At 42.5% G+C, this 13,069-nt stretch carries 11 protein-coding genes; all 11 read right to left on the reverse strand.

Annotation, left to right across the window (positions count from 1 at the left end):
* Nucleotides 1-21: 21 nt before the first annotated feature.
* The 11 genes from MKX62_RS00945 to bshC all read right to left on the reverse strand — a co-directional run bounded on the left by MKX62_RS00945 (nt 22) and on the right by bshC (nt 12,977).
* Nucleotides 22-741: a DUF881 domain-containing protein gene (locus MKX62_RS00945; protein WP_067214023.1), complete on the reverse strand. Its 720-nt coding sequence runs from the start codon at nt 739-741 to the stop codon at nt 22-24.
* The gene (locus tag MKX62_RS00950) at nt 725-1,516 is read right to left on the reverse strand and encodes a cell division protein FtsQ/DivIB (protein WP_067211468.1); all 792 of its coding nucleotides are present in this window, start codon (nt 1,514-1,516) and stop codon (nt 725-727) included. The genes MKX62_RS00945 and MKX62_RS00950 overlap by 17 nt, the downstream gene beginning before the upstream one ends.
* Nucleotides 1,517-1,531: 15 nt before the next feature.
* Entirely contained in the window at nt 1,532-2,623 is a 1,092-nt protein-coding gene (gene ftsW, locus MKX62_RS00955; RefSeq protein WP_067211470.1) for a putative lipid II flippase FtsW, read from the reverse strand.
* A gap of 199 nt (nt 2,624-2,822) precedes the next feature.
* Nucleotides 2,823-4,172 (reverse strand): UDP-N-acetylmuramoyl-L-alanine--D-glutamate ligase, encoded by a 1,350-nt coding sequence (murD, locus tag MKX62_RS00960; RefSeq protein WP_445683515.1) that lies wholly within the window; start codon nt 4,170-4,172, stop codon nt 2,823-2,825.
* A complete protein-coding gene (mraY, locus tag MKX62_RS00965; RefSeq protein WP_067211472.1) occupies nt 4,173-5,144 on the reverse strand; it encodes a phospho-N-acetylmuramoyl-pentapeptide-transferase in 972 nt (323 codons plus the stop codon). It lies immediately after the preceding gene.
* Between the two features lie 70 nt (nt 5,145-5,214).
* Nucleotides 5,215-7,053, reverse strand: a complete 1,839-nt coding sequence (locus MKX62_RS00970; protein ID WP_082786648.1) for a penicillin-binding transpeptidase domain-containing protein — start codon at nt 7,051-7,053, stop codon at nt 5,215-5,217.
* Nucleotides 7,054-7,185: 132 nt separating this feature from the next.
* Entirely contained in the window at nt 7,186-9,387 is a 2,202-nt protein-coding gene (locus MKX62_RS00975) for a penicillin-binding protein (protein WP_340740444.1), read from the reverse strand.
* Entirely contained in the window at nt 9,384-9,755 is a 372-nt protein-coding gene (ftsL, locus tag MKX62_RS00980) for a cell division protein FtsL (RefSeq protein ID WP_067211479.1), read from the reverse strand. Before ftsL ends, MKX62_RS00975 begins: the two co-directional genes overlap by 4 nt.
* 16 nt (nt 9,756-9,771) lie before the next feature.
* On the reverse strand, nt 9,772-10,704 hold the full coding sequence (gene rsmH, locus MKX62_RS00985; protein ID WP_187047944.1) for a 16S rRNA (cytosine(1402)-N(4))-methyltransferase RsmH: 933 nt from the start codon (nt 10,702-10,704) through the stop codon (nt 9,772-9,774).
* A 32-nt stretch (nt 10,705-10,736) separates the two neighbouring features.
* Nucleotides 10,737-11,168: a division/cell wall cluster transcriptional repressor MraZ gene (gene mraZ / locus MKX62_RS00990; RefSeq protein ID WP_067211481.1), complete on the reverse strand. Its 432-nt coding sequence runs from the start codon at nt 11,166-11,168 to the stop codon at nt 10,737-10,739.
* 192 nt (nt 11,169-11,360) lie between these two features.
* Nucleotides 11,361-12,977, reverse strand: coding sequence for a bacillithiol biosynthesis cysteine-adding enzyme BshC (gene bshC / locus MKX62_RS00995; RefSeq protein ID WP_187045446.1), 1,617 nt, complete (start codon nt 12,975-12,977; stop codon nt 11,361-11,363).
* Between the last annotated feature and the right edge of the window lie 92 nt (nt 12,978-13,069).

Genomic DNA, 13,069 nt, shown 5'->3' on the forward strand with positions numbered 1-13,069 from the left:
TCCAACCCCCTACACCATTACTCAACTCTCATTGCGCAAAGCCGACAGCCTAATATCCTTTGATTGTTCTGTAGTGACCACGATATTATCCCTGATTAGGCTGTCAATCACACCACCTTTTAAATGTAAGGCTGAAGAAAGAACGTCCATATCACCAATCGCCTCTATAACAAATGGCGCCGGATAAGTTCTTCCATCAACCGTAATGACTGGTCCTGTGCATTTTATATAAGAGTTTGATGTAATTCGTTGTCCATTTATCGCTAATCCTTGCGCTCCTGAAATCCTTAATTCATTGACGACCCGAAGTATATGACTTTCATGAACAATATAATCGTTCGGGTTCTGTTCAACAGGATCATAATCGGCATCTTTCAAAGTAACTTTGAGACCTTGTCCGATAGCAGGGATTGCACCAAGCAGCAAGCGAAGATTTTTCGCCTCATCAACGAGACTGGCATGATCCTTCTCCCCCATGGAGAAAGAACGTTCATACTCACGTATCTCTTCCTGCTTGGCGGCGATTTCATCGGTCAGTTCCTTATTTCGTTCCTGCTGACTGATTAGTCCTTCTCGGTAATCCTCTTCCTTGTTAAATGCAGGCGATTGAGTACTATCGTTCTCCTGGTTTATGCCGAGGGTTCGATATGAAAACGCGAGGATGAAACCCAGCACAAGAAAGACAACTGAAAAAAGAATACTTCTTCCCCTCTTTTTGTATGCATCATTCACCTTCTTCATCAATCGGCTCTTCCTCCTCCTCTACTAACCCGTATACCTTACTAAAAGGAGTGAAAAACGTCCCAACTTCCATATCTATTACACCTTTTTCATAACTGTTCAATTGGGCTGTTACATCTGGATAATAGGCCATTTTTTCAGCAAACGTTGAGATGAATGCGCGGACCTCGAATCCATCGTCCATATAGACCGTAATACTATCCGAATCCTTTTCATCCCCTGTAACAATAATTTCTGAAATCAGGTGATAGACAGTGTCGTCCAGTTTCAGCAACTGTGCTGTTATCCGCTTCAGTGTATCAGGATTTTTGAAATTATTTAAGACAGGCGATTCAGCCTCAGGCAACAACATCCCGGTTGGGAACGTTTCCCCACTTTCTAACAGTAAACTATATTGTCCCCCGTCTTCAAGATAGGCAATCGTCTTCCATTCGGTAATTACGATTTCAATATTCCTAAACCATTCCCGTGACACCGATACCTTTTGTACGCCTTCAATTTTCTCCATAGATTCTTCGATGTCACCGGTACTGAAGCTCCAAAGAGAGTTGTCTATTGTTAAACCACTTTTTTCTTCATAAAATGCCTGCTCATGTAGAACGGCACCGCTAACCTTAATCGTCTCTAGCTTACTAAGGGGTGATTGAAAATAAAGGATAGCTAGGAGTGCAACAACAAACACAGTCAACATGAACAGGAATTTTTTATTTGTTTTTCTGCGACGCTTTTCCCGCAAGGATGGAATTCGCTCTTCGATGTCAATGACTTTGTCCATTTTGCCCCTCCTCTATCAACTCGTTTTTTTGCCCACTGTAAAATGCATGATGGTCCCTGCCGCTATCCACGTCGTCATCAAAGATGAGCCGCCATAGCTTATAAAAGGCAATGTGACGCCCGTTACAGGCAAAAGCCCTGATACCACGCCGACATTCAAAAATGTTTGAAAAATGATCATTGAACCCATGCCTGCAACCATCAGAAATGCATATCGTCCTTTCGTTCTGATTGCAATTCCGAAAGTTGATGCCAATAAAACGGTAAACAGCAACAATACCAACGTCGCCCCAATGAATCCTGATTCTTCCGCGATAATCGAAAAAATAAAGTCATTTTGTGGTTCGGGCAAATAGAGATACTTCTGACGGCTATTGCCGTAACCATGACCCACCAATCCTCCGGGCGCAATCGCAAACAACGACTGAATTCCTTGGAAGCCCTTACCAAGAGGATCACTCCATGGGTCGATATACGATTTGATGCGATCCAATCTGTAAGGCGCCGCGGCAATTAGTGCAACAAAAGCACCTATTCCAGCAAAACCAAGAAATGCGAAAAATTTTAGTGGGTATCCTGCAATGAATAGAATAACGAACGCAGAGACAATCATAATAACAGCGGAACCAAGATCGGGTTGCAACATGATAAGAGCAGCAGGTAGCAGAATCAGTCCAAAGTGGCTAAACTGAAAAATACCTTTTCCTTGAATTTTGTCCAAGCTGCACGCCAGTTTCCCAATAAGTGCAACTTTGACGAACTCGGCTGGTTGAATACTGAACGGGCCAAGTGCAATCCAGCTTTGTGATCCGTTCCGCATTGCGCCAACCCCCGGAATAAGGACAGCAACGAGTAACAAGATTGTCATCCAATATACAAATGTCCATGTTTTCGGACTCGATGTCAGAGGGCTTTTCATAATTACAAGTGCAATTCCGATTGATACCGCCATATAAATTGCTTGTTTCACGATGAACGGAGAGGAGTCGGCATAATGGACAGCCCCCCAATACGAACCGGCGGAATGGACAAAAGCCAACCCGATGAATGATAGCGCTACGGCAGAAACGATAAATGACGTTTTCAACTTAGCTTCCAGTGAACGCATCCTTCCGCAAATTTGCTGAATCAACTAAATGACTATATAGATATGTTGAAATAAAGAATCCTACCAACAACGCTTGGCGCTAGGGGATGCCTCCCACAATAAGCCGGACCGAAAATCACTGGCAGTCTTATTGCTTCGACTCCCCCTGTAAGGCGCCTACGCTAGTTTATATACCGTATTTAACGAACACCGGTGAGACTTATAGTTCCATAACCGCTTCTATAAACTGATCGCCCCTGGCTTCGAAACTTGGGTACTGATCCCAACTGGCACAGGCGGGTGAAAGCAGGATAATATCTCCCGCTACAGTAATCGGATAAGCTTTTCGCACAGCGTCCTGTACATCTTCTGCCATCATAATGATTTCGATACCGCATGACGCTGCAAATTCCGCAAACTTCCCGGCTGTTTCTCCCACAGCGACGACTGCTTTTACATCACTCATGTAGGGGCGCAACTCTTCAAATGACTGGCCTCGATCCAATCCACCAGCAATTAGAATAGTCGGTACATCAAACGCAGCTAATGCACTTTTCGTAGCTAGCGTATTCGTTGCTTTTGAGTCATTGTAAAACTTCCGGCCTTGTAATTCCTTAACGAATTGCATCCGGTGCCGAACACCAGTAAAGGAACTTAACACGCTCTCAATTGCTTTTTTGTCACAACCTAAAAGAATTGCTGCCGCAGTTGCAGCAAGAATGTTTTCAAGATTATGTTGTCCCGGCAACTTTATGACGGATCGCAATACATAAGGTTTCCCATTCCAGTATATTTGCTCATCATCAGCCGATATACCGTTTTCTTTCATTCCAGTCAAAGAAAAAGGAACTTTCACAGCAGATGAACGAGCAGCATACTTTCGAAGTTTCGGCTGATCATCGTTATATATAAAGTAATCTTCTGCTGTTTGATTTTTTGTGATGCCATATTTTGCCACCGCGTACGCTTCAGAAGTTCCATGATAATCGAGATGTGCATCATACAAATTCGTCCAAATGGCTATTTTAGGTTGGAACGTATCGATCCCCATTAGTTGAAAGGACGAGGCCTCAAGGACGATGATGTTGTCTTGCGTAGCTTTTTCGGCAACAGTACAAGAGACCGTCCCAATATTTCCCGCGATTAGTGGGTGCTTATTGCCAATATTAAGCATATGGTACAGCAACGTTGTTGTTGTTGTTTTACCGTTCGATCCTGTAATCCCTACAATTGGTGCTTCACTTATCCTAGAAGCAAGTTCAATTTCTGTCCACACCGGAATTCCTTTGCCGATTGCTTCCACAATAACTGAATTACTGTAGGGGATGCCTGGATTTTTCACAACGATGTCATATCCAGCGTCAAGAATATCAGCAGGATGACCACCACATATAACACGGATACCTTTCGAGCGAAGCTCTGCCGCTTCTTCATTACCTGCTTCAGGTGATGCATCATTAACCGTTACATGAGCACCAGATGCATGTAATAGCGATGATGCAGCACAGCCACTCTTCGCCAGACCCAGAACAAGTATTTCCATTCCGTTAAACTGATTGGCATTTTTCACTTACAACACCTCCAACAAGACAGGGACTATTGCCGCCAAAAACGCGACTCCCCAAAAAACAATAACAATTTTCCACTCGGACCAACCCGATAATTCAAAATGATGGTGAATCGGACTCATTTTAAATACCCGTTTACCCGTCGTTTTGAAACTAATGACTTGGATAATAACAGAAAGCGTTTCAATGACATAAACAATTCCAATGATGACAAGTAGGAATTCTTGTTTAATCAAAACCGAAATCATCGCGAGTGCCCCACCTAGTGCTAAGGATCCTGTATCCCCCATGAAAACTTTTGCAGGCTTGACATTGAAAACTAAAAAACCAAGCATTGCTCCTGTAACTACAAAGGCAAAGACCGCAATATCATGTTGTCCGTATATAAGAGCATGAACTCCAAATGCGGCAAAAGCGATAGATGATGTCCCCGCAACAAGTCCATCCAATCCATCAGATAGATTTACTGCATTGGAAAATCCGACAAGCCAAAAAACGAGGAATGCAACATAGAATACACCAAGCTCAATTTCAAATTCTGTGAAAGGAATTTGTACCGCAGTATCGAACGGTCCTAACTTCAAAAGGAAGAATGCAGCAACCGCAACGATAATTTGGCCAATCAGCTTTTGAATAGATGTCAGCCCAAGATTCCTTTTCAAGACGACGATTATAAAATCATCTAGAAAACCGATGATGCCAAAACCTACAAGAACGAGTAACAAGACAATCGTCTGTGTCGTCAGCACGTCATATATGTACGAAAGGGCAAGCGTCGAAATGATAATTGAACCGATGAAAATAAGCCCGCCCATCGTAGGTGTACCTGCCTTTTTCTGATGGGCTTTGGGACCTTCCTCACGGATACTCTGCCCAAACTTCAATCTCCTAAGGGCTGGAATAATAACAAATCCCAATAATGTTGAAATGATAAACGCGACCACAATGGCCGTCAATGTAGTGACAAGTGTCATAATATTTTTCTCCTTCTAACTTCTGATGCAGCAACTTATTTGCGCTGTACCAGACTTTGCATTTAAATGGTTATTCAGTGTAAACGTGAATAACATCATCAACCGTGATTAATGTTTCAGCTACAGGTAACTGGTATTTCACTTGTTCCCCGGAACCGTGCCATTCGATACGATACGTATACAATTGGCTAGTGATTTTCCCTTTTGTCATTCCTGTCAGATCCGGGACCCGATGTGTTAATGAATCGCCCCATCTATATTCTTTTTCAATTTGCCCTTCCCTACTCGTAATGCCAGCTAGCGGGGCAATTTCTTCAATGATTCGACCTACTATAGGCGCTGCTATGACGCCTCCGAACTGAATGGAGTTTTTCGGACTATCAATTGCAATATAGACGAGTAACTCGGGATCATCTGCTGGTGCAAACCCGATAAACGAAACGATATAATCACCGTCTTTATAAACACCATCGACAACCTTTTGTGCGGTACCAGTCTTTCCGCCAACACGCAGTCCATCTGTAAACGCATTACGGCCCGAACCATTTGCAACAACCGATTCTAGCGCTTCCCTTACTTGCTTAGATGTTTCCTCACTGATTACCTGTCGCTGCATTTCCGGACCAAATGATTGAAGTGTCTTTCCCTTATCATCTGTAATTTCCTTCACGATATACGGACGATAAAGATAACCGCCATTTATCGCTGCTGCAACTGCTTGAACTTGCTGAATCGGTGTCACTGAAATCCCTTGACCAAATGCGGTTGTCGCTTGTTCGACAGGTCCAAAGTTTTTTTCAGAAAAAAGAATCCCTTTTGATTCGCCTGCAATTCCTGATCCTGTTGATTCTCCAAAACCGAAGTCCTTGATATATTTGCTTAACTTTTTCGGCCCTAACCGCTGCCCGATTTCAACAAATCCCGGGTTGCATGAATTTTCAACGACTTCGAGAAAAGTCTGATCCTTATGTCCTTCTCTTTTCCAACAACGTAATCTAGCTTTTCCAATCATTACATAACCTGGATCATAAAAATGCTCTTTATGAAGATCAATGACCTTTTCTTCAAGTCCCGCGGCAAGCGTTAGAATTTTGAATGTCGAACCCGGCTCGAAAGTCATCCAAACAGGTAAGTTACGATTGTAAATGCTTGGGTCTACGTTTTGATATTCCGCAGGGTGAAAAGTCGGTGCGGAGGCAATCGACAGCAATTCGCCTGTTTTAGGGTTCATGACAATCGCCAGTGCTTGAGTGGCATCATACTTTTCCATCGCCTGCAACATTTCACGCTCAACAATCTCCTGCATACGTAAATCGATTGTCAACTCAACAGACGCACCTTTGTCCCCGGTTTTAAAACCGTCGTCCACATGCGGAAGCGGAATTCCTTTAGCATCCGTATATAAACGAATCCTATCGCCCGTTCCTTTTAGAATTTCATCGTATGCGTATTCAATGCCTGCCAATCCATTACCATCATAACCCGTAAAACCTACCAATCTTGATAGTAGCTCTCCGTTCGGATAATGCCTTGCGAAATCAACGCCTGTATATAATCCATCTATTTGCAGGAGGGCTATTTCATCCGCCTGCTCTTTGGTAATATTTTTTCCTTCAGGCGCTATTTTAACCATAACTTCTCTTTTTGCCATTTTCTCTTCTAGCTTGGCTGCATCTACATTTAGAATACTTGCAAGCGCAGTCGCTGCACTTTTCACTTCTCGATTTTGAGATGGCATGAAATAAAGTGTCGGCGCCAATCTATTGCCGACAATCAAATCACCATTTCGATCAACAATATCCCCGCGTACTCCACCGAATGGGATTTCACGATCCCAGTTCGCTTCCGCGCGACCTTTCAGCAATTCATGGTCAATGATTTGTACATGGAATAACTTTGCAACGACCATCCCTAGACAGATTAGAAATATGACAAATACTGCTCGTAACCTTTTTTTAGATTGCAATTGTATAAACGTCCGCAGCGGTTACACACCTCTCGTTTTTCTATCAACGTATGATGTGACATGGACGGCTATTCGTTAGCCACCTACAACGTCCTCTTCCTCGGTGTCTTCCTCTACGGGTTTATAGATTTCTGATGGCGACTGCAACTTAATGACAACTGGCTCCTCTAGCCCGATTACAGACCCTTTTGACAGGCTTTGCTCAGTTACATACCCATCTCCGTTAAGCCGTAAATCAAGCCCAGATAACATTTTATACGAAAGTACCATTTTTTTCGACCATCCAGTAAAGTCAGGCAATGCGGTTACACCTTTTGTATGCAATAGGACGACCGAGCCTTCTACGAGTTTCGTACCGGCATATGGATATTGTATATCGATTTCCCCACCCTCACCAATGATTTCAGGGACAAAGCCGTCTTCTTGCAATTTTACAATTGCATCGGCCGAATCTTTCCCTGTGTAGTCACGAATGACAGTCGGCTCAACTATGTCTTCTCCACTCGGTACAATATTCATATAGCGCAAACTGTTATCCATAATAGAGGTGAACAGTTTCGAAACCGGATCAGAACCGATTTCTCCTGCTTTCAGCTTCGGCTGCTGGACAATCACATATGTTAGTAACTGTGGATCTTCTGCAGGTGCCATACCGAGAAATGAGTACAAATAATTTCCGTGTCCAGCTAAATAGCCATTACCCGATGGATTCGGAATTTCGGCAGTACCTGTTTTACCGCCTACTGTATAGCCATTAAGAGCAAATTTTTTACCGGTTCCATACTTAGAGGTAACTGTCGAAGCAAGTAATTCCCTTACTTCTTTTGCTGTTTTGGCTGAAACTGGTCTTCCTTGTTCCTCCGGCTTCTGATCTTTTATGATTTTCCCCGTATTCGGATCGGTAATTTTATCGATCACATAAGGTTTCATCATGACACCATCATTAGCGATTGCTGTTGCTGCTTGCATCATCTGCATTAGCGTGACCGTTGATCCTTGGCCAAAAGCAGTTGTCAATCGTTCGATTGGATACGTATCTAAAATTCTTCCTGGTGCTTCATTCGGTAAATCAATTCCAGTCTTTTCTCCAAATCCAAACTTCCGTAAATACTCAATATATGTTTTATCACCCATCCGTTCCAGTAAATAAGCCATCGAGACGTTCGAAGACCTTTGGAAACCTTCAAGGAATGAAATGTAGCCCCAGCCTGTAATATTATGGTCGCGTATTGTTCGATCATAAAGTGTATACTGTCCCGATTTAAAGAAGTCGGTTGGAACCCACTTTTTTTCTTCAATCGCCGCAGCAACTGTAAACATTTTAGTCGTAGAGCCCGGTTCGATTGTCGTTTCTACAGCCTGATTCAACCAGTTCTCCGTAAGCCCTTCACGGGTAGATGGGTGAAATGCAGGACGCTGACTCATTGCTAATATTTTGCCCGTTTTTGGATCCGCTACTACAGCGAGTATTTTTTTGGGTGAATATTCGCTTTCAACACGATTCATTGCATCTTCCATGAAGTTTTGAATAGTCTTGTCGAGAGTCAACTGAATTTCATAACCGTCTTTGGCAGCGACAATTGCTTCTTCTGCTTTCGGTAACATGAAACCGAAGCCATCTGATTTGAAATCTACTTTGCCGTCAGTGCCATTTAACTCTTTATTATAGGTTTTCTCCAAACCCATTTTCCCAACAGTAGTTACATTTCTTTCACTATCTTCTTCTTTCATCGCAAAGCCAATTAAATACGATGCAAAAACGCCATTCGGATAATATCTTGTTTGGTCTTCAATGAAAAGGAGTCCAGGTAGTTTCTGCTTTTTAATCGCCATAACCGTTTCGTGATTAATATCACGGCCAGCCTTCCCGAATTCCACTTGATATGTTTCTGCTTTCACATTTGTCAGGCGAGATACAATTGCATCTTTTTCAAGTGGTAAATATTCGGCAAGTACTTCTGCAGTTTTTTCAATATCAGTGATATGCAACGGTTTTTTCGAGCCTTTGCTTGCATCTTTACTCAATACGGCAATGAGCCGGTAACTCAACGTATCGGAGGCGATTAGCTCTCCGTTACGATCGACAATCGTCCCCCGATCCGCTTTCAATACCGATTCTCTTGCGTATTTCGACTCTGCAAGCGTCGCCATCACTTTTCCTTCCGCTTGTCCTGTTGCTTGAATGAATAATATTCTTCCAAACAAAAGGAAAAAGAGCCCTCCGTATACCAAAAACATCAGAAAGGCTCCCCATTGGAATCGAAACTTTTTTTTCATTGTCCAGGCACAACCTTTACGTTGTTCTCGTTTGGATTCAGGCCAAGTTCCTTCGCTTTCTTCCATATCCGATCATATGTAGACTTTTCTTTCACTTGGATGGACAATTCCATATTTTGTTTTGTTGTTTCTGAAACATCCTTTCCAAGCAACTGCACTTCCCTGTTTGTATCATTAATCTGTGCTTGTGTATGTAAAATCATTGTTGAGAATAGGACAAGGATTGTTGCAAACAGCACGAACAGGAATTTCTCCCCGGCAGAAAAGACTTTTCGAGAAGGTCGTATTTGAGGCTGTTTTCTTGGAACTACTGGTGTTTCAAGTTCACGTATAGCTGACGTCTGGAATTTTCTTTGTTCTAATGCCATTCACACATTTCCCCTTTCACTTCTTTTCAACGATTCTGAGTTTAGCGGATCTTGCCCGCTTATTCTCTTCTATCTCTTTTTCACCGGGAACAATTGGTTTTCGAGTCACTAGCTTCAATATAGGCTCCATGCCTTCCGGTATTACTGGCAAGTTCGGTGGAAGATCCGGTAAAGAGGATGCTTCTTTAAATATCGTTTTACATAGCCTGTCCTCTAATGAATGGAATGTAATGACGCTAATACGTCCTCCAGGATTAAGCAATGTAATCGCATCCGTTAAAGAGTCCTCAGCTGCACCAAGTTCATCGTTCACAGCGATTCGAATTGCTTGGAATACTCTTTTCGCGGGATGCCCGCCCGTCCGTCTTGTTGCCGCTGGGATGCTTAGCTTGATCAGTTCAGCAAGTTCAGCAGTGGTTTCGATTGGAGATTGCTGTCTTACTTCTTCAACTTTACGCGCAACTCTTTTCGAGAACTTTTCTTCGCCATAACGGAAAAAGATACGTACCAAATCTTCATACGGCCAGTCATTCACAACATCATGTGCGGTTAATAGCGCATCCGTATCCATGCGCATGTCAAGTGGCGCATCCAAATTATAGCTAAATCCTCGTTCAGCTGTATCAAGCTGTGGTGATGAAACACCTAAGTCATAAAGAATACCATCTACTGCAGAAATCCCTATTTTCTCCAATTCAGATTTCAAGTTTCTGAAATTCGAATGGACAAACGTTACTTGAGGGAGATAATCCTTCAATCTCTCTTTTGCAACTTCAATCGCCGTTATATCTTGATCAAAGCAGATAAGTCTGCCCTCTGGCGATAATTTCTTAGCTATTTCTATACTGTGACCGGCTCCACCTAAAGTGCAATCGACATAGATGCCATCATTTTTTATATTTAGGCCTTCGACGGCTTCATAAAGTAAAACTGTTGTATGGTTAAAAATCGGAACCGCCCACTTTCAAAAATTCATTTTGTTTAAAAATCAAAGTCAATAATGTTTTCTGCAATTTCATTGAACGATTGTTCAGATTCATCATAATAGGCATCCCACAATGCTTTAGACCAGATTTCAATACGGCCTGAAACTCCAATTACGACACAATCTTTTTCAACCTTTGCATATTGGAGTAATGATGCCGGAATATTGATGCGACCTTGCTTGTCCAGTTCAACCTCCGTTGCCCCAGAAAAGAAAAATCTTGCAAATGCACGAGCATCTTTTTTCGTCACGGGTAAAGCCTTAAGCTTTTCCTCGAGACGCTTCCATTCATCCATCGGGTAACCGAAGAGACAATTGTCCAGGCCGCGAGTCAATACAAAGCCCTCACCTAAATGTTCCCGAAATTTCGAAGGAACAATCAAGCGACCTTTCATATCGACAGTATGCTGATATTCGCCCATGAACATACTCTTCACCCCACTATATGAAGTTAATGTACCACATCCCCCCACATTCCTCCACCTGTTTCCTAACATTTATGCTCTTTTAACGTGAAAATGTGTCAATAGTACTTGTTTCAGTGAGATTTTTCTGAATATAAAGAAAGACACCCTCGCAGCACGAACTGTGCTTGCAAGAGTGTCTTTCTAGTTCACCACTTATAAATAGATGATTTTGTGGGTCCCGTCCATTACAAATGGTAATCCTAAAATATCCCGGATAAGGGTTGGTCCATAACTATTCAAATAAGTGTACGGAGTGTAAAGTCGTTCTTGCAACACACCTTCTGGAAACAATTCCCCTTCCAGTATGCCAAATGTGCGAAGTTCAGCGTCATGCTTCAACAATACTGCTTCTTCCGCTTTTCCTTTAAGATAATCCAACTGCTTTGTATGGAAACGAAGATTTTTTTCGAGCAATTCTTGCATCATAGGTCCTTGTTGCTCAGTAAATTCAGCAATTTTTTCATACTGCTGACCCAATATCTTCTCCGTTTCATCCACAACCGAATCGAAACGTTCATCCTGTAACCCACTAGCGAATTGCTCCCGCGCAGTAAATACCGCTCCCGACATGACATCATCAAACGTGAAGTTTTTTTCGTCTAATGCATGCTTCACTTGTGGTGTTACCAATGTCATGGACATTCTCGGTACAATAATCGGCATTTTCATATCTAGATGATGGAACGCCTCTTTCAAGACTGCCCAATAAGCAATTTCTCCAGGCCCTCCAACGAATGCAAGTACCGGGAAGACCATGTCTTGCATCAGCGGTCTTGTCGCGACATTATTACTCAATAGCCAAGGTTCTTCTTGAGCGATTCTAAGCATCTCGGCTTTCGAAAACCGGAGGCCTGAGCTTTCATTGACGAAAAAACCATCTTTTCTTGAAAGTAGAACTCGACCCGTGTCATGAATGTAGAAGAGATTCGCCGCATCCAATTCAGCACCCATCGGAGAACCAAAACCTTTTTCTGCAAACAATTCTTCTTTTTTCGAAATGACTTCAGCAAGCTGCTCAGATTCTTCAATTAGATGAACAAAATAGGATTTTTCTAGCTCCCGTAACTGTTTGGATGCTGAATCTATGAACAATAGACCTTCTTCTTTGAAAAGACCGTTCATGAGCCTAACAAAAAACTGTGTAAACGACTTTTCATGCTCCACCGCACCAAGGACTTCATCCAACAAGTCTTTTGTATATGCCGTTTCACCAAACTTGCCAAAAATGTCTTTCACTAACGATTTCATCACCTGTTTGTCATACTGCGCATCGGATGCCATCAGCTTCAGTATGAAGTTCCCACGGTATTGATGTTTCGTTGCGCGGCCTTCCATTTCCGTATAGACGTGATTAATTTCATTCAAGTCATGATCCTCACCTGCGACCCAAAACACTGGAACAACAGGCACACCAAGTTTCTCCCTTTGCCTTTTCGCAAGTAAGATAACTGATATTGCTTTGTGAACAGAGTATAAGGGTCCCGTTAAAATACCCGCTTGCTGTCCTCCAACTACGGCAACTGCATTTTCCGCAAGTTCTTCAATATGCGTATTAGCATTCGCTGATATTCCAAAGGGTTCCATGAATGAACGGATTGTTTCTGCAAGCTGACGCCTTTCAAACGTACGACCTGCGAGTTCCTTTAGCCTAGCGGGATAAGAGCTTTCTTCATTTTCATAATCAAAAAAAGTATGTAGAAATTCTTTATCGTTATTGTACGATTGCATCACTTTATTTTTTTCTTGTAATGCTAATGATTCTAATTCCATTATTCATGCCCCTTTGTAACTATCGGTATGAACAGAGTATAACATTTCAAGCTACAGGATTGAAAAATATACGCTTACACAATAAACACCGA

It is taken from the genome of Sporosarcina sp. FSL K6-5500, from assembly GCF_038005665.1.
Lineage (GTDB): Bacteria > Bacillota > Bacilli > Bacillales_A > Planococcaceae > Sporosarcina > Sporosarcina psychrophila.

Excerpts from the sequence above, each read along its gene's own strand:
- MKX62_RS00945 (WP_067214023.1), bottom strand. The coding sequence starts at position 741 with ATGAAGAAGGTGAATGATGCATACAAAAAGAGGGGAAGAAGTATTCTT.
- MKX62_RS00950 (WP_067211468.1), bottom strand. The coding sequence starts at position 1,516 with ATGGACAAAGTCATTGACATCGAAGAGCGAATTCCATCCTTGCGGGAA.
- ftsW (WP_067211470.1), bottom strand. The coding sequence starts at position 2,623 with ATGCGTTCACTGGAAGCTAAGTTGAAAACGTCATTTATCGTTTCTGCC.
- mraY (WP_067211472.1), bottom strand. The coding sequence starts at position 5,144 with ATGACACTTGTCACTACATTGACGGCCATTGTGGTCGCGTTTATCATT.
- MKX62_RS00970 (WP_082786648.1), bottom strand. The coding sequence starts at position 7,053 with ATGGTCGTTGCAAAGTTATTCCATGTACAAATCATTGACCATGAATTG.
- MKX62_RS00975 (WP_340740444.1), bottom strand. The coding sequence starts at position 9,387 with ATGAAAAAAAAGTTTCGATTCCAATGGGGAGCCTTTCTGATGTTTTTG.
- ftsL (WP_067211479.1), bottom strand. The coding sequence starts at position 9,755 with ATGGCATTAGAACAAAGAAAATTCCAGACGTCAGCTATACGTGAACTT.
- mraZ (WP_067211481.1), bottom strand. The coding sequence starts at position 11,168 with ATGTTCATGGGCGAATATCAGCATACTGTCGATATGAAAGGTCGCTTG.
- bshC (WP_187045446.1), bottom strand. The coding sequence starts at position 12,977 with ATGGAATTAGAATCATTAGCATTACAAGAAAAAAATAAAGTGATGCAA.